At 51.2% G+C, this 16,066-nt stretch carries 15 protein-coding genes and 1 other annotated feature; of the genes, 6 read left to right on the top strand and 9 right to left on the bottom strand.

The window, feature by feature from the left end; translation table 11 throughout:
- Nucleotides 1-130: 130 nt before the first annotated feature.
- The 4 genes from rd to DWX59_RS29665 form a co-directional block, all read right to left on the bottom strand.
- Entirely contained in the window at nucleotides 131-295 is a 165-nt protein-coding gene (gene rd / locus DWX59_RS19405; RefSeq protein ID WP_008716663.1) for a rubredoxin, read from the bottom strand.
- A gap of 258 nt (nucleotides 296-553) precedes the next feature.
- Nucleotides 554-2,650, bottom strand: a complete 2,097-nt coding sequence (locus tag DWX59_RS19400; protein WP_117560848.1) for an elongation factor G — start codon at nucleotides 2,648-2,650, stop codon at nucleotides 554-556.
- Nucleotides 2,651-2,898: 248 nt separating this feature from the next.
- The gene (locus DWX59_RS19395; protein WP_117560847.1) at nucleotides 2,899-4,248 is read right to left on the bottom strand and encodes an alanine/glycine:cation symporter family protein; all 1,350 of its coding nucleotides are present in this window, start codon (nucleotides 4,246-4,248) and stop codon (nucleotides 2,899-2,901) included.
- A gap of 54 nt (nucleotides 4,249-4,302) precedes the next feature.
- Nucleotides 4,303-4,437, bottom strand: coding sequence for a hypothetical protein (locus DWX59_RS29665; RefSeq protein WP_264469731.1), 135 nt, complete (start codon nucleotides 4,435-4,437; stop codon nucleotides 4,303-4,305).
- A 310-nt stretch (nucleotides 4,438-4,747) separates the two neighbouring features.
- Here DWX59_RS29665 and aroF point away from each other — a divergent pair, with 310 nt between their 5' ends.
- The 3 genes from aroF (at nucleotide 4,748) to aroA (ending at nucleotide 8,282) form a co-directional block, all read left to right on the top strand.
- Nucleotides 4,748-5,770 (top strand): 3-deoxy-7-phosphoheptulonate synthase, encoded by a 1,023-nt coding sequence (gene aroF / locus DWX59_RS19390; RefSeq protein WP_117560846.1) that lies wholly within the window; start codon nucleotides 4,748-4,750, stop codon nucleotides 5,768-5,770.
- A 75-nt stretch (nucleotides 5,771-5,845) separates the two neighbouring features.
- A complete protein-coding gene (locus DWX59_RS19385) occupies nucleotides 5,846-6,979 on the top strand; it encodes a prephenate dehydrogenase (RefSeq protein WP_117560845.1) in 1,134 nt (377 codons plus the stop codon).
- 25 nt (nucleotides 6,980-7,004) lie between these two features.
- Complete coding sequence (gene aroA, locus DWX59_RS19380) at nucleotides 7,005-8,282, top strand: 3-phosphoshikimate 1-carboxyvinyltransferase (protein WP_117560844.1); 1,278 nt, start codon at nucleotides 7,005-7,007, stop codon at nucleotides 8,280-8,282.
- Between the two features lie 100 nt (nucleotides 8,283-8,382).
- Here aroA and DWX59_RS19375 read toward each other — a convergent pair whose 3' ends face one another.
- From DWX59_RS19375 to DWX59_RS19365, 3 genes are read right to left on the bottom strand one after another with little or no spacing between them, the layout of a single operon-like run.
- Nucleotides 8,383-9,156 carry a ZIP family metal transporter gene (locus DWX59_RS19375; protein WP_117560898.1) on the bottom strand — a complete coding sequence of 258 codons (774 nt, stop codon included), beginning with the start codon at nucleotides 9,154-9,156 and terminating at the stop codon, nucleotides 8,383-8,385.
- A 40-nt stretch (nucleotides 9,157-9,196) separates the two neighbouring features.
- Nucleotides 9,197-9,832, bottom strand: coding sequence for a cytidylate kinase-like family protein (locus tag DWX59_RS19370; RefSeq protein WP_117560843.1), 636 nt, complete (start codon nucleotides 9,830-9,832; stop codon nucleotides 9,197-9,199).
- Nucleotides 9,833-9,844: 12 nt separating this feature from the next.
- Nucleotides 9,845-10,360 (bottom strand): cysteine hydrolase family protein, encoded by a 516-nt coding sequence (locus DWX59_RS19365; RefSeq protein ID WP_117560842.1) that lies wholly within the window; start codon nucleotides 10,358-10,360, stop codon nucleotides 9,845-9,847.
- A 196-nt stretch (nucleotides 10,361-10,556) separates the two neighbouring features.
- Nucleotides 10,557-10,794 (top strand) — a binding site (T-box leader).
- Between the two features lie 218 nt (nucleotides 10,795-11,012).
- Here DWX59_RS19365 and DWX59_RS19355 point away from each other — a divergent pair.
- From DWX59_RS19355 to DWX59_RS19345, 3 genes are read left to right on the top strand one after another with little or no spacing between them, the layout of a single operon-like run.
- Nucleotides 11,013-12,125, top strand: a complete 1,113-nt coding sequence (locus DWX59_RS19355; protein WP_117560840.1) for an ABC transporter substrate-binding protein — start codon at nucleotides 11,013-11,015, stop codon at nucleotides 12,123-12,125.
- 31 nt (nucleotides 12,126-12,156) lie between these two features.
- Entirely contained in the window at nucleotides 12,157-13,104 is a 948-nt protein-coding gene (locus DWX59_RS19350) for an ABC transporter permease (protein ID WP_117560839.1), read from the top strand.
- Nucleotides 13,097-13,870: an ABC transporter ATP-binding protein gene (locus DWX59_RS19345; protein ID WP_117560838.1), complete on the top strand. Its 774-nt coding sequence runs from the start codon at nucleotides 13,097-13,099 to the stop codon at nucleotides 13,868-13,870. The genes DWX59_RS19350 and DWX59_RS19345 overlap by 8 nt, the downstream gene beginning before the upstream one ends.
- Before the next feature lie 196 nt (nucleotides 13,871-14,066).
- Here the strand turns inward: DWX59_RS19345 and DWX59_RS19340 are convergent, their stop codons facing one another.
- Nucleotides 14,067-14,783 carry a hypothetical protein gene (locus DWX59_RS19340; protein ID WP_173906152.1) on the bottom strand — a complete coding sequence of 239 codons (717 nt, stop codon included), beginning with the start codon at nucleotides 14,781-14,783 and terminating at the stop codon, nucleotides 14,067-14,069.
- Nucleotides 14,784-14,984: 201 nt separating this feature from the next.
- Complete coding sequence (locus DWX59_RS19335) at nucleotides 14,985-16,013, bottom strand: sugar kinase (RefSeq protein ID WP_117560896.1); 1,029 nt, start codon at nucleotides 16,011-16,013, stop codon at nucleotides 14,985-14,987.
- Nucleotides 16,014-16,066: the final 53 nt, after the last annotated feature.

Here is a 16,066-nt window from a genome sequence, read left to right as displayed (position 1 = left end):
CGTGTAATGAAGTCTACCTTATATTGTAATCGCTTCCCTGTTCATACTCAAGGGGATTTTCACACAAAAACACCTCTTTTCAGTAAACCTGCCTGAAAGAGGTGTTCTGTCTTATCCTTACAAATCCATATTACTCTTCAACCTCAGAGAACATATCCTTACCAACGCCGCAGAGCGGACATACCCAATCATCCGGGATATCCTCAAATGCTGTTCCAGGTGCAATACCGCCATCCGGATCGCCAACCTCAGGGTCATATATCCATCCACATGGATCGCATACATATTTCTTCATTTTAATTTCCTCCTGTATTAAAAATTTATTTAATTTGTTTCCTTTTGATGTGATTAATATATCATATTCATTCCTGTCTTTCTGTGACTTTTGCAACACTTCTTGATTTTTTTATCTTTTATCACAATATCTTTATTATATGCTGTTCCGCCCCGCTGTTTCACAGAAAGCGGAAAAAACACTGCCCGCAAAATCTGCGGGCAGCATGCTATCATCAAGACATTCCATGTATGGACCGCACAGGTCTAGGATTGCTGCTTATTCCCCATCCTTTGCCGCAGCCCTGGCCTCAACCTCACGCTTCTGTACATCACCAGGAGCCTGTTCGTAGCGGCTGAATTCATATGAGAACACGCCGATGCCACCGGTCATGGAACGCAGGTCCGTATTATATCCAAAGAGCTCCGACATAGGAATGTCAGCCTCAATAATCTGTTTGCCGTTGTGGTTGGAGTTCATTCCAAGCACGCGTCCTCTCCTGCGGTTCAGGTCGCCCATGACATCTCCGGTAAACTTATCCGGAACCGTAACCTTAAGGGAAGCAATCGGTTCCAAGAGCACCGGACCAGCGTCCATGAAGCCCTGTTTGAATGCCAGGATGGTTGCCATCTTAAACGCCATCTCAGAGGAATCAACGGGATGGTAGGAACCATCTAACAGGGTTGCCTTCAGGCCCACCACCGGATATCCTGCCAGCGGTCCTTTTAAAACGCATTCCTGCAGCCCTTTTTCAACAGCCGGGAAATAGTTCTTTGGAACGGAACCGCCAAATACCTTTTCCTCAAATACATATGGTGTCTCCAAATCGCCGGACGGTTCAAATTCCATGATGACATCGCCGTACTGTCCGTGTCCGCCGGACTGCTTCTTATGCTTGCCCTGTACCTTGACTTTTTTGCGCAGGGTTTCACGGAATGCAAATTTAGGTTTGGTCAGCGTGATGTCCACCTTATAGCGGCTCTGAAGCTTGCTTACCACCACATCCAGCTGCTGGTCGCCAATACCATACAGCAGCGCCTGGCGGTTCTCCGCGTCATTGACCACTTTAAGGGTCTGGTCTTCTTCCATCATACGTGACAGCGCTGTGGAAACCTTATCGTCCTCGCCCTTGTTCACTGCCTTATATGCCATGTATGTGTACGGAGTGGAAATCTCAGGCTTGTGGTACACAATCGGCGCCGTGCGGACAGCCATGGTATCGCCGGTCTGGGTCACGGTAAGCTTTGCGACCGCGCCGATATCACCGGCCCTTAATTCCTGGACCTCAATCTGGTCCTTGCCGCGCAGTATATATAACTTGCCAATCTTCTCTTCCGTGTCTTTATTCACGTTATATACAACCGTATCGCCCTTTAACGTACCGGTACAGATCTTCATCAGGGAGTATTTGCCGATGAACGGGTCAACAATGGTCTTGAACACCCTTGCGGACAGGGATACGTCATCATTGTACTTGGCTGTAAATCGTTCGCCTGTGGAAACATCCACACCAATACACTCAAAATGGTCCGGTGACGGGAAGTACTTGTCAATGGACTGAAGAAGCACCTTAAAGCCCTGGCAGTTGATACCGGAACCCATCATGACCGGCACGATTTCGCCTTCAATTACATGCTCACGGAGCGCGGTGGAAATCTCCTCCTGTGTAAACTCCTCTCCCAGGAAATATCGTTCCATATATTCTTCATTGGTCTCGGCAACCGCCTCAATCAGGGCGTCCCTGGCAATGGTCAGGTTCTTCTCCACGTATTCAGGAATCTCACACTCAACATAATCGCTTAATTCCGTGAAACGGCGTCCTGCCATCTTAACCACGTTGACGAAACCTACAAATTTTTCATTCTCACGGATTGGCAGCTGGAAGGGGGCAATCTTACGTCCGAAACGCGTCTCCAGCTTTACTACCAATTCACGGTAACTGGCATGGTCATCATCCATATTGGTCACGAAAATCAGCCTGGGCAGCTTGTACTTTTCACACATCTCCCATGCCTTTTCTGTTCCAGGTTCAATACCTGCCTTGCAGTTAACAACTATGATGGCTGCATCAGCAACACTGATGGCCTCCTCTACTTCCCCTACAAAATCAAAAAATCCCGGCGTATCCAGAAGGTTAATCTTAATTGGCCCGCTCTCCCCTTGATATTCCAAAGGAATCAGCGTGGTGGAAATTGAAAACTGTCTCTTGACTTCTTCTTTGTCATAATCGCTGATGGTGTTGCCGTCAGGCACCTTGCCCATACGCTTTGTAACACCGGTCACCAGTGCCAATGCTTCCGCAACTGTCGTCTTACCGGCGCCTCCATGTCCAAGTAATACAACGTTGCGGATTTGTTCAGTACCATATACGTTCATAAATTTCCCTCCTGTATATAAAATTTAAGCCATGCGTATATTTTACTAAATTTTTCTGATTTTTTCAAGCTTTTTATGTCATTTGCACAACATTATTGCAATTTTTTATGGTATGGCCCGGAAAAACAGGTCACGGATGTGTTGAAAAAGCAGGGCCGGCTTAAAACCAGATGCCCCGTCCTGCTTTCATGTCCTCTTCTCCATGTTCCGGCCTGCGGCTTATATTTTATCATCTGTCCAATGGGTATTTATTTTCCCGTATACTCCCTGAACAGTTTTACAAAAGTCTTACTCAGCAGGAGTATTGCAATCATGTTCGGAATCACGATAAACCCAACTGCCATGTCAGCCAGTGACCAGATGGCCTCGATGGGCATGGTCACCGCAAGGATTGGCGGCAGGAAAAAGAACCACTGAAGGAGCTTCACGTTTTTCTCCCCAAACAGATATTCCACACTGGTCCTGTACTCTACAAAGAACCCCAGGTAACTGGAATAGGTGAAAAGCACAATTGCAATGCACAGGATATAGGTGCCCCATCTGCCCCAGACCGTCCTGAATGCAGCCAGGGTAAGGACTGCTCCTGTGTCGCCGTTGTTCCAGACGCCGCTGGAAAGGATGGCCAGGGCGGTCAGGGTACAGATGATGATTGTGTCAATGAATACTTCCATGATTCCATACATTCCCTGATGGGCCGGATGGTCTGTCTGGGCCGTTGCATGGACCGTTGCAGCAGTGCCTTCACCAGCCTCATTGGAGAAAATACCCCTGGACGCGCCGCGTCCCATGGCAAGGGTTATGGTGGATCCCGCAAACCCGCCGGCTGCAGGCATGGGCGCGAACGCATACTTGAAAATCATGCCAAAAGCTTCCGGTACCCTTCCGATATTGACAATGATTACTACCAGCGCGCCTATGATATATATGATGCACATGGGAGGAACCACCTTGCCGCAGAAGTCGCCGATTTTTTCCACGCCGCCGCGTACTATGATGAAAATGCTCAGGGCAACCAGGATGATGCCGCTGACAGCCAGCGGGATGCCAAATGTGTCCTGGGCAGATGTAGCCAGCGTGTTGGTCTGCACAAAGCAGGCATCCGTAACCACCAGTATAAAAAGAGCCACCGCATAAAAGCCGCCGAAAAACCGTCCTGCGCCCCCGCCCAGCCCTTCTTTAATATAGTGCATGGGGCCGCCGTAATATTCCCCGTTCTCCCCCTTTTTCCGGTAAGCCACGGAAAGGGTCACTTCTGCCATCTTGGTCATCATGCCCACCAGGGCTATCACCCACATCCAGAACACGGCTCCTGGGCCGCCAATGGCAATGGCCGCTGCCACGCCTGCAATGTTGCCGCTTCCGATGGTTCCTGCAAGCACCGTAGACAGGGCCTGATACGGTTTCAGCTGCCCCTCTCCCTTTTCACTCTCATTATCCTTCTTAAAAACCTCCCCCAGCGTCTTCTTACAAACCGTACCAAAACCGGTAATCTGGAAAAAGCCGGTGCGCGCGGACAGATACAATCCCACGCCCACCATCAGAATCATCAGCGGGGTTCCCCATAAAAATTCAGTGATGTTTACCAGCGCATCAAACATACCAATACCTCCACTTTGTATTGACTGCGGTCAGTATCCTGCTGCCGGCCGCCCCTACAGAAACTGTCTTGCCGCACATTCCCCCTGATGCTTCTTTGTGCGGCAGTTCATACAATCATCTGCAAACCACCCCCTGATATCCACGCTTCTCTTTAAGTCCACTATAGCACCGTTGATGTACCAAGTCAATGAGCCTGTCCCCCCATGCATCTTCCTTCCGATACGCAAATTTACTAATGTACATAAAAGCGTTAAAGTTTAACGCGATAAAGTATTGACATTTACCAACAGATGGCGTACACTAGGGTGTGGTTGGAAATTGCTTTCCGTTAGCTGTGCGTCCCGCTTTGCCCTAAGGGGTACCTATGGTGGATTCCTTAGGGCAGATGGCGGGAATGAATTTCCAAACACTACTAGCGTGACTGAAACGTGCTTTTTGCAGCTGCAGTACATAGGTAAGCCGCACAATACACGCAGGACAGAATAAGGAGTACACGACATGATTATCATAATGAAACCAAATGCTTCGGATGAAGCAGTGCAGAAAGTAACACATATCATTGAATCCAAGGGCCTGCAGGTCCATCTCTCCAAAGGCTCCCAGGTGACGATTGTGGGCGTGGTGGGCGATAAGACCAGGCTTTTGGGCAGCAACATCGAGATCAGCGAAGGCGTTGACAAGGTTGTGGCCGTGACTGAGTCCTATAAACTGGTCAATAAGAAATTCCACCCTGAGGATTCCGTCATCCCTGTGGGCAACACCCATATCGGCCCCGGAACCATGACCGTCATGGCCGGCCCCTGTGCCATTGAATCCAAGGACCAGCTTTTGGAAACCGCCTTTGCGGTCAAGAAGGCCGGCGCCACATTCATCCGCGGAGGCGCCTACAAGCCCCGAACCTCCCCCTACTCCTTCCAGGGCCTGGAGGAAGAAGGGCTTAAGTATATGAAGGAAGCAAGGGAGGCCACCGGCCTCAACGTAATCTGTGAAGTGACCAGCCTCCATGCCATCGAAGCTGCATCCGGGTATGTGGATATGCTGCAGATTGGCGCAAGGAACATGCAGAACTTTGAGCTCTTAAAAGAAGCCGGCAAATCCGGACTTCCGGTATTGCTGAAACGGGGCCTGTGCGCCACCATTGACGAGTGGCTCAATGCTGCCGAATATATCATCTCAGAGGGAAATCCCAATATCGTGCTGTGTGAGCGCGGCATCCGCACCTATGAGACATCCACCAGGAATACCCTGGATATCAGCGCGGTTCCCGTAATACGCCAGAAGAGCCATCTTCCCATCATCGTGGACCCAAGCCACGCCACAGGTGTAAGGGCATACGTGGAACCCCTGGCCAAGGCAGCCATTGCGGCAGGCGCTGACGGACTGATGATTGAAGTCCATCCTTGCCCTGCAAAAGCGCTGTCCGACGGGCCGCAGTCCCTGACCTTCCCTGCATTTGAACAGCTGATGCAGGACTTAAAGCCATACGCCGACCTGGCCGGCCGTACATTTGAAGCAAGATAGCAGCCAGGACATGTATGGATGTTTTTCCGGCACTCCCTCAATCAGAGAGTGCCTTTCTTTACAGGAGGATTTACCATGGAAAAAATAAGGATGACAGACTCCACCCTGGGCTTCATCGGACTGGGTCTCATAGGCGGCTCCATTGCCAGGGGCATCAAGCGCGCCAGGCCGGACATCAAGATCATGGCATACATGCGTTCCAGATCCAGGCTGGAACAGGCTGAAAAAGACGGCGTGGTGGATGTGATATTGGATGGGATTGACGGGAATTTAAGGGAATGCGACCTGATTTTCCTCTGTACGCCCGTGGAATATAATGCCAATTACCTCTCTTCCATCCGTCCCTATCTAAAGCCCGGAGCACTGATAACAGACGTTGGGAGCACCAAGTGCGGCATTCATGAAGAAATCATCCGCCAGGGACTTGAGGATTGTTTCGTGGGCGGCCATCCCATGGCGGGTTCGGAAAAAACCGGCTATGAAAACTCCACGGACCATCTTCTGGAGAATGCCTATTATATCGTGACGCCTCCCGAAGGCATCGCCCCCTCCCCCGGCCTGAAAGCCGGCGCCAATGCCAGGCGTATCATCGCAGTGGCCCAGACCATTGGGGCAATCCCCCTTGTGCTTAACTACCGGGAACATGACAAGGTGGTGGCCGCCATCAGCCATCTGCCGCACCTTGTTGCATCCAGCCTTGTGAATCTGGTAAAGGACAATGATACGGCCCAGGGCACCATGAAGCAGGTGGCTGCCGGCGGTTTCAAGGATATTACCAGGATTGCCTCCTCTTCCCCTGAGATGTGGGAGCAGATCTGCATGACCAATGTGGGGCCGATTGCAGATATACTGGAAAAATATATTGCCTCATTAAACCAGATACTGGACCAGGTCAGGGGACACTGCGGGGACTCCATCTACCAGCTGTTTGAGACGTCCAGGGACTACCGCAATTCCATTACGGACAGGGCCAAGGGATCCGTGGAGCCCTCCTATGAATTTACCGTGGATGTTGCCGATGAAATCGGCGCCATTTCCACCATCTCGGTCATCCTGGCGGCCAAAGGCATCAGTATTAAAAATATCGGCATCAACAATAACCGGGAACGAGGGGAAGGCGCCCTTAAGATTGCGTTTTATGACGAATCCTCCATGGAAGCTGCCTGGAACCGCCTGGACAAGTACAAATACGAAATGTTCCGCATGTAATCATTGAAAGGACAGGATAAACATTATGGAATTCAGAAAATCACATGGGCTTCACGGAGAGATTACGGTTCCCGGGGATAAATCCATCTCCCACCGGGCCGTCATGTTTGGCTCCATTGCAAAAGGCACCACGGAAATCCACAATTTCCTCCAGGGTGCGGACTGCCTCTCTACCATTGCCTGCTTTCAGAAAATGGGCATTGACATTGAGCAGGACCGTGACCATGTCCTGGTCAGGGGCAATGGCCTTTACGGCCTTAAAAAGCCTCAGGACGTGCTGGACTGCGGCAATAGCGGCACCACCACACGCCTTATATCCGGGATTCTCTGTGCCCAGGAATTTGATGTGACACTGACCGGTGACGAATCCATCCGTAAACGTCCCATGAAGCGTATTATGGAACCGCTCTCCCTTATGGGGGCGGATATCACAAGCCTGAACGGAAACGGATGCGCGCCCCTGCTCATCAAAGGTCGTCCCCTTAAGGGCATCCATTATACCTCAAAGGTTGCATCCGCCCAGGTAAAATCAGCCATCCTCCTGGCCGGATTATATGCGGGTTCCCCCACCAGCGTGACAGAACCCTATGTTTCCAGGAACCATTCAGAAATCATGCTGGATCTGTTTGGCGCAGAGGTTACGGCTTCCGGGACCACGTGTACCATCCAGCCTGCCAGGGAACTCCACGGCGCCCAGGTCATGGTTCCCGGGGACATTTCCTCTGCCGCCTATTTCATTGCAGCAGGGCTCATGGTTCCCGGCTCCGAACTGCTGATCAGGAACGTGGGCATCAATCCCACCCGGGATGGGATCATCCGCGTATGCAGGGATATGGGCGCCGACCTTGAACTGTTAAATGTCTCCTCAGGCGCGGGCGAGCCCACTGCGGACATCCTGGTCCGCAGCAGCAGCCTTCATGGAACGCAGATTAAAGGCGCCGTCATCCCCACCCTTATTGACGAACTTCCCATGATTGCCGCCATGGCCTGCATGGCTGAGGGCAAAACCGTCATACGGGATGCCGCCGAATTAAAGGTCAAGGAATCCAACCGGATTGCCGTGATGGTTGAAAACCTTAAGGCCATGGGCGCCCATGTGGATGAAACAGAGGACGGCATGGTCATTCACGGCAAAAGGCCCCTTCGCGGCGCCTCCATTGACAGTAAAAAGGATCACCGCATTGCCATGACCTTTGCCGTCACCGCTCTGTGCGCAGACGGTGTGACTGACATAAAAGACGCTGAATGCGTGGATATTTCCTATCCTGGGTTTTACCATGACCTGGAACAATTGATGAAATAATCACATAAAAAAGCCAAACCAAAAAGCTGCGGCCCTCCACGCCCCCTCACAGGGAGCATGTAAAACGGGCTGCAGCTTTTCATTTACCTGAACTTAACTTCTATCCCAAGGCCACGTCTAAAATCATCATGACCACAAAACCGACGGCAAATCCAATGGTCGCCACATTGGAATGGTCCCCCTGGGCAGACTCCGGTATCAGTTCCTCCACCACCACATAAATCATGGCTCCTGCGGCAAAGGAAAGGAAATACGGAAGCGCAGGCCCCAGTACCTCTGAAAGCATCAGCATGAGGAACGCGCCCACCGGCTCCACTATGCCGGACAGCATGCCGTATGCAAAAGCCTTTGGCTTTCCCACTGCCTCCTTAAGGGGCAGGGATATGATGGCGCCCTCGGGAAAATTCTGTATGGCAATACCCACTGACAATGCCAGGGCTCCTGCCATGGTGATGGTGCTGTTCTGGGACATAAGCCCTGCAAAGGCCACCCCTACCGCCATTCCTTCCGGGATATTGTGAAGGGTCACTGCCAGCACCAGCATGGTGCTTTTCTTCCAGCTGCCCCTGGGGCCTTCCGGTTCATCTGTATCCATATGGAGATGGGGAATCACCGCATCCAGTACCAGCAAAAAGCCAATTCCTAATAGGAAGCCTATGGATGCAGGTACAAATGCCAGCTTCCCCATGTCCTGGCTCATGTTCATGGACGGAATCAGAAGGGACCACACGGACGCAGCCACCATGACCCCGGATGCAAAGCCCAGGAACGCTTTCTGAACCCTGGGCCTTAAGGCATTCTTCAGGAAAAAGACACAGGCCGCTCCCGCGGTGGTGCCTATGAAAGGAATCATGATTCCTGCAAAAATATTCATGTTCATACCTCTGTCCTATTGTTTGTCCATGCGGCTGTCCTTAAAGGAAGCCGCGCAGCTTCAGATAATCCTTAATCAGCTGGATCATCTGGTCATAGTCAATACGGCTGGCGTTGATGGGCAGGTCATAATTCTCCATATCCATCCACTCCCTGCCTGTAAAGTAACGGTGGTACTCTGTCCGCTCTTTGTCAATCCGTTTCATGCGGCGCAGGGCCTCTGCCTCATCCACCTTATCCACATCCATGACCCTGCGGATCCTGGTAACCGTGTCCGCGTACACAAAGATACGTATCAGGTTATCCATCTGATCCTGCAGCACATAGTTTCCGCACCGCCCAACAATGATGCATGGCTCAGATGCAGCCAGACCGCGGATGACGGAGGACTGGAAACGGAACAGGTTCTCCGGGGACGTGATATGATGCCCATCCCTCTCCGGCTCTGTCAGCTCCGGCTTCATGCCGGTCACAATGCGGTACAGCAGGTTATTGCCTGCCTTCTCGTCTGCCAGACGGAAATACTGCTCCCCGATGGCGCTGGTCTCCGACGTCATCTTAAGTATCTCTTCATCGTAAAAATGTATGCCCAGTTCTTCTGCCAGGCGCTTGCCTGTGAGCCGGCCTCCGCTGCCGTACTGGCGCTCAATGGTTATTACAAAATGTTTATTGCTCATCATGCTGCCCCCTTATCCTATAATATCAATATGGCACATCTTCATGGCATTTAACGCATTCTCATGGCTTTGGGGCGTTACCCCTGCACAGCAGGATGCATCTACCTGGATGGGTGTGTCCGGTATCCCTGCCTTAATCAGCATGGCGTTGGAAATCACACAGATATCCGTACAAAGCCCCACTAATTCCACACTTTCATACTGCCCAAGGGCCGCATAATCAGCCAGTTCGCGGCTGCCAAAGGTGACCTTCTCAAACCGTTTTCCCTCAAAACCCTTAAGCCCTTCGGCCAGTTCCCAGCCAGGCGTTCCCTTGACACAATGGATGACCGGAAGCTTCTTACCTTCCATTGTATCCATGTAATCGTCAAAATGTGTGTCCAGTGTAAATACAACTTCCTGGCCCGCTCCCTGGTAAGCCTTAATCTTGTCAATCACATGAGGGACAATGGCCTGGGCCTCCTTGCTCCCCAAGGCTCCGTCCACAAAATCCTTCTGCATATCTACTACCACAAGTAAACGGCTCATGTAACTATCCTCCTTGTTATTGGCACCGGCTCCTGTCAGCGCCAATGCCTCTGGGGAAACCCAACATCCTTATGGATATTGCATTTCCTGTCATTTACAGTCTATCACATTTTGACAATCAATTAAAGATATTTTCACAAAATTTAAAAACCCTATTGACAAATCCAATCCATTGTATTAAGATACGGGTTAATAAAATAAACCGTAGAGAAAGAGGAGTAAGCTTCCAAAGCATTAACACAGAGAGCCGCAGGTGGTGGGATTGCGGTATAAGGCTGGCAGCTGAATGGACTTTTGAGGGCGGTCCTGAAAGATAGTTCCGTAGGGACCGACGGATTCCGCAACCGTTATTCATGCGGCACATATGTTGGTATGTGTAAAGTGGACTTTTCAGTCAATTTGAGTGGCACCGCGGATTTTTATTCGTCTCAATTATGGTATGACCGTAATTGGGACGTTTTTTTGTTCCTTTGACGGACCTGTTTCCAGATGTATGGCCGTGGACCGGCCCCATGTCAGATTGACAGCCAGAACCTGCAGGCGGCGCGCAGCCTGCAACGCAGACAGCACCAGTCCCTTTCCAACGCAATTCATTACTAACCATAGAAAACAGATCATGGAATTAAAACAGTCAATCAGGAGGAATTCAATTATGAAAAAAACAATCGCAATGCTTTTAACCGCAGCCGTAAGCGCATCCCTGTTAGCAGGATGCGGTTCATCTTCTAAGGACCAGACAACCGCCCAGGCATCTTCCGAGGCAGCTTCAAAGGAAACCGCGGGAAACCAGGAAACTTCCACAAAACCGTCATATGAAAAGGAGACAGCAGACAGCCAGCCGGACGGGGGCGTTTCCTATACCATCGGCATTGGACAGTTTGCGGAACACGGTTCCCTTGACAACTGCCGGGAGGGCTTCTTAGAAGGCCTTGCCGAGGCCGGGATTGAGGAGGGTAAGAACCTGACCGTGCTCTATGAGAACTCCCAGGCCGACGGCGGCACTGCCAGCCAGATTGCCACCAACTTTGCGGGCAAGGATGTGGACCTGATGTGCGGTATTGCAACCCCCATGGCCCAGGCAGAATACGGTGTGGCCAAGAAATCCGGAACCCCGGTCATTTTCACGGCAGTGACAGACCCGGTTGCAGCCCAACTGGCTGATGCCAGCGGGACACCGGTAGGCGAGATTACAGGAACCAGCGACAAGCTGCCGGTTGAGCAGCAGTTACAGATGATCCGCGAAATCCTTCCGGACGCAAAGCGTATCGGCATCATGTACACCACCAGCGAGGTCAACTCCGAATCAGCCATCGCAGAATACAAAGCCCTTGCACCTGGATACGGGTTTGAGATTGTGGATACCGGCATCTCCTCTTCAGCCGATATTTCCCTGGCGGCAGACACCCTGATCAGCAAGGTGGACTGCATTACCAACCTGACTGACAATACCGTGGTTGCTTCCCTTCCCGTCATCCTGGATAAGGCGGCTTCAAAAAACATCCCGGTATTCGGCAGTGAGATCGAACAGGTTAAAATCGGCTGCCTGGCAGCCATGGGCCTGGACTATATCGAGCTTGGGAAACAGACCGGCCATATGGCTGCACAGGTTTTAAAGGGCGAGAAGAAAGCCAGTGAGATGAACTATGAAACCATCAAGGAGGCTGCTTTCTACGGCAACTCCAAGGTTGCTGAAAATCTTGGGATCACACTGCCGGAAAGCCTTACTGCCGATGCAGCGGATATCTTTACTGAGATTGCACAGTAAGAAGGGTTTACATTGATTTGGGAGGAACAGAATGACAACGATTATTTTCGGTATCTTTGAAGAAGGCCTGGTTTATGCCATCATGGCGCTGGGCGTATATATCACCTATAAGATCCTGGACTTTCCAGATCTTTCCGTGGATGGGACATTTCCCCTGGGCGCAGCCCTTACCGCCATCGGCATTGCAGACGGCCTGCCCTTCATCGGGACCGTGGACCCGGCCCTGGCCCTCCTCCTCTCTTTTGGGGCCGGGGCCCTGGCCGGATGCGTCACAGGCCTGATCCATGTAAAACTCAAGGTACGCGACCTGCTGTCAGGAATCATTGTCATGACCGCCCTCTACTCCATCAACCTGAGGATTGCGGGCAGATCCAATCTTCCCATTTTCAGTAAGGACACCATTTTCAGCAATCCATTCCTTACAGGAACCGTTCCTGAAGCGCTTTCCCCCTATGTGGTGACCATTATCCTGTTTGTAATCGTATTGGCCTGCAAGCTGCTTCTGGATGCTTATCTAAAGACGCGTTCCGGCTACCTCCTGCGCGCTGTGGGCGACAACGACGTGCTTGTCACTTCCCTGGCCAAAGACAAAGGCATGGTGAAAATCGTGGGCCTGGCCATTGCCAATGGCTTTGCGGCCCTGGCAGGCAGCGTGTACTGCCAGCAGAAAGGATTTTTTGATATTTCCATCGGGACCGGGACCATTGTCATCGGGTTAGCCAATGTCATCATCGGGACCCAGCTGTTCAAGCGCTTTGGATTTGTGAAATCCACCACTGCGGTAATCATCGGTTCCATCATATACAAGGCCTGCGTATCCCTGGCCCTGCTGTTAAACGACATCCATGTCAATCTTGGCGTCATCCGTTTCACCATATCTGTCACTGCCTCGGATTTAAAGCTGATTACAGCCATCCTGTTCCTCATTATCCTGGTCCTCAGCTCCTCCAGGGGAAAGAAGGTAAAGAGCCATGCTTGAACTGAAACACATCAATAAATACTACAATGCCGGTACGGTCAATGAAATGTGCCTGTTCGAGGATTTCTGCCTTACTGTCAGGGACCATCAGTTTGTCTCCGTGGTGGGCAGCAATGGCTCGGGCAAGACTTCCATGCTCAATATCATCTGCGGAAGCATCCCTCTGGACGACGGCCAGATCATCATTGGCGGGGAAGACATCACCAGGATGCCGGAATACAAGCGCCAGCGCCGCATCGGACGCGTCTATCAGAATCCGGCCATGGGCACCTGCCCATCCATGACAATCCTGGAAAACATGTCCCTTGCTGATAATAAAGGCAAGGCATTTAACCTCCGTCCGGGAACCAACCGGCAGCGGGTGGAATCCTACCGCGAATCCCTGCGCTCCCTTGGCCTTGGCCTGGAGGATAAAATGGATGTCAAGGTAGGCGTCCTCTCCGGCGGCCAGCGCCAGGCCATGGCGCTGCTCATGTCCACCATGACCCCCATTGAGTTCCTTATCCTGGATGAGCACACGGCTGCCCTGGATCCCAAAACAGCGGAAACCATCATGGAACTCACCCACAAGATTGTCAAAGAAAAGGAACTGACCACCATCATGGTCACCCACAACCTGCGCTATGCCGTGGAATACGGCGACCGCCTCCTCATGATGCACCAGGGACGCGCCATCATAGACAAGGAAGGAAGGAAAAAACAGGAAATGCAGATTGAGGATATACTGGAACGGTTTAACGAGATTAGCATTGAGTGCGGGAACTAATAGACGGATGATACCGGACCGGCATTATCAGGTATGCAGACCAGAAACAGGCTTTGTCCTAAGGGGTACCGGCGGGTTCCCCAGGGCAAAGCCTGTTTTACTCCTGTTTGGGGATGCAGCCATCCGAAACCGGCCGCATCCCCAAAACACGCTTTTCCTCATGATACCTGAAATACCATGACGTCTGTTCTTTTAATTACTCAGCAAACACCATGATCTTGGATGCTGAGTTCTCATCATCTGCCCAGACCACACACTTCCTGCCCTGGGTTAAATCATCAAGGGTAACAATGTTCCTTGTGAGGTATGGGAATATATTGCAGTCGTCCGCAAGTGTGTACTCTGTTCCGTCAAGGGCCGTAAGCACTGACTTGGATGTGGACGCATCTGTTATCATGGATTTGACCTCCACATAATCCGGTACCTTTGCATCAGCAGGTATGTTGGCGAATATCACGTCCGCATTGGTCATTGGCGGAAGGCTCATGGTCATGGCCGGTCCTATGTAGGCGTAGATGGTATCGCCGTCCTTGATGTCTTCCAGTTTAATGGGAAGTCCGCTGACCGCATCCAGTATATAGGTCTCCTCGTCTGATACGTTCAGGATGATTTCACCGCTGTTGCTTACGCCGGACTGATTGTCAATGGAAAGCCTGCCATCCTCTGTCCTGGTCACCGGTCCGAATATCCGGATGGCCTGGGGCGCTTCAGTTCCGCTCTCCTCCATGCTCTCAATGGCTCCTGTCACTGACTCCACCACGGTGTCTGCCACCGTTGTCTCTTCCTTTGTGGCTTCTTTACTCTCCTGTGTTGCTGCCGTGGTGCCTGCGCTTGCATTGGAAGCGCATCCTCCTACGCCAAGTACCACTGCTGCACAGATTCCAGCTGCATATAATCGATATTTTCTCAATATTATCTTCTCCTTTTCATAAGTAGTGCCCTGGGTAAGGGCATTACTGTTGTCTGTATGAGAAGTATATATCATTTCCTTCCTATATCCAATAAAGGATTTCTTAATAATTCTGAAATAAGGATTAATGTTATGACAAATGTTGCAGGGTTTTTACAAAAGAAGTAACCCTATCTTAAGATATCATGGGCAGACGCGCACTCCTTATCTTGCCATCTCCAGCTGGGGGCCCTTCTGGTTGTGGGCCTTTATGATGGTTTCTATCTCGTCCAGGTTGGAGGAGGGAAGGTCGCCTGGGATGGTATTCTTTACTGCTGCGGTTGCATTGCCGTAGGCAATGGCCTTCTGACAATCGCCGCCGCTGCTGAGCAGCCCGTACAGGGCGCCGGAAATGTAGGCGTCCCCGCTGCCGATACGGTCAACTACTTCTATATCGCGGTAAGGCTCTTCCTCGTAATACTCATTCCTGGCAGCGTCATAAATCACGGAACCGAAGGTGTGGCGTTTGGGACTGTGGACAATCCTCTGGGTGGAGGCCACGATGGAGATAGGGAATTCTTCCGTAAAACTCTTCATCATTTCCCGGGCAGTGCCTGTCTTTAAGAATGTCAGCCTTGCCGTGTCTTCTGAACAAAAGAAAATGTCAACATAGGGCAGGATGCGCAGGATACATTCCCTGGCCTCATCCCCGGTCCACAGATTGCCGCGGAAGTTCACGTCAAAGGACACCAGGGTTCCGGCTGCCTTAAAACGCTTAATCATGTCAATGGTGGTCTCACGGATATCCTCATTTAAGGCCAGGGTAATACCGGTTGTATGGAAACACTTGGAAGCCGTATAAACCTCCTCCGGAATCTCATCAATGTTCAGGGAGAAAAAGGAACTGTTGTTGCGGTCATAAATCACCTTTGGTTTTCTGGGATAGGCGCCGTTCTCATAATAGTAGATTCCCACGCGGGCCGATGAGGACTGGTCATACATGAAGAAATCATCGCTGACCCCAAAGGAACGGATCTTACCTTTCATGAAGCTTCCTATATCATGGGCCGGAAGCTTGGATATGACGCCTGTGTGGAGCCCTAACAGGGCCGCGCCCACTGCCACATTCAGTTCCGCCCCTCCCACCTGCTTCACAAAAGTATCTCCTCTGGACAGACGCTCGTTATCAGGCGGTGAAAGCCTGAGCAATACCTGGCCCAGGGTAAGAAGATCAAAATTCCTGCTGTTATTCATTCCCATCATAACTCTCCTTTTCCTTTATATAAGAAACGGCTAATTCCCATAGA

The organism is Enterocloster aldenensis (assembly GCF_003434055.1).
GTDB lineage: Bacteria > Bacillota > Clostridia > Lachnospirales > Lachnospiraceae > Enterocloster > Enterocloster aldenensis.
Note: the sequence above shows the minus strand (reverse complement) of the source record. Positions and strands in the feature narration are given on the sequence as shown.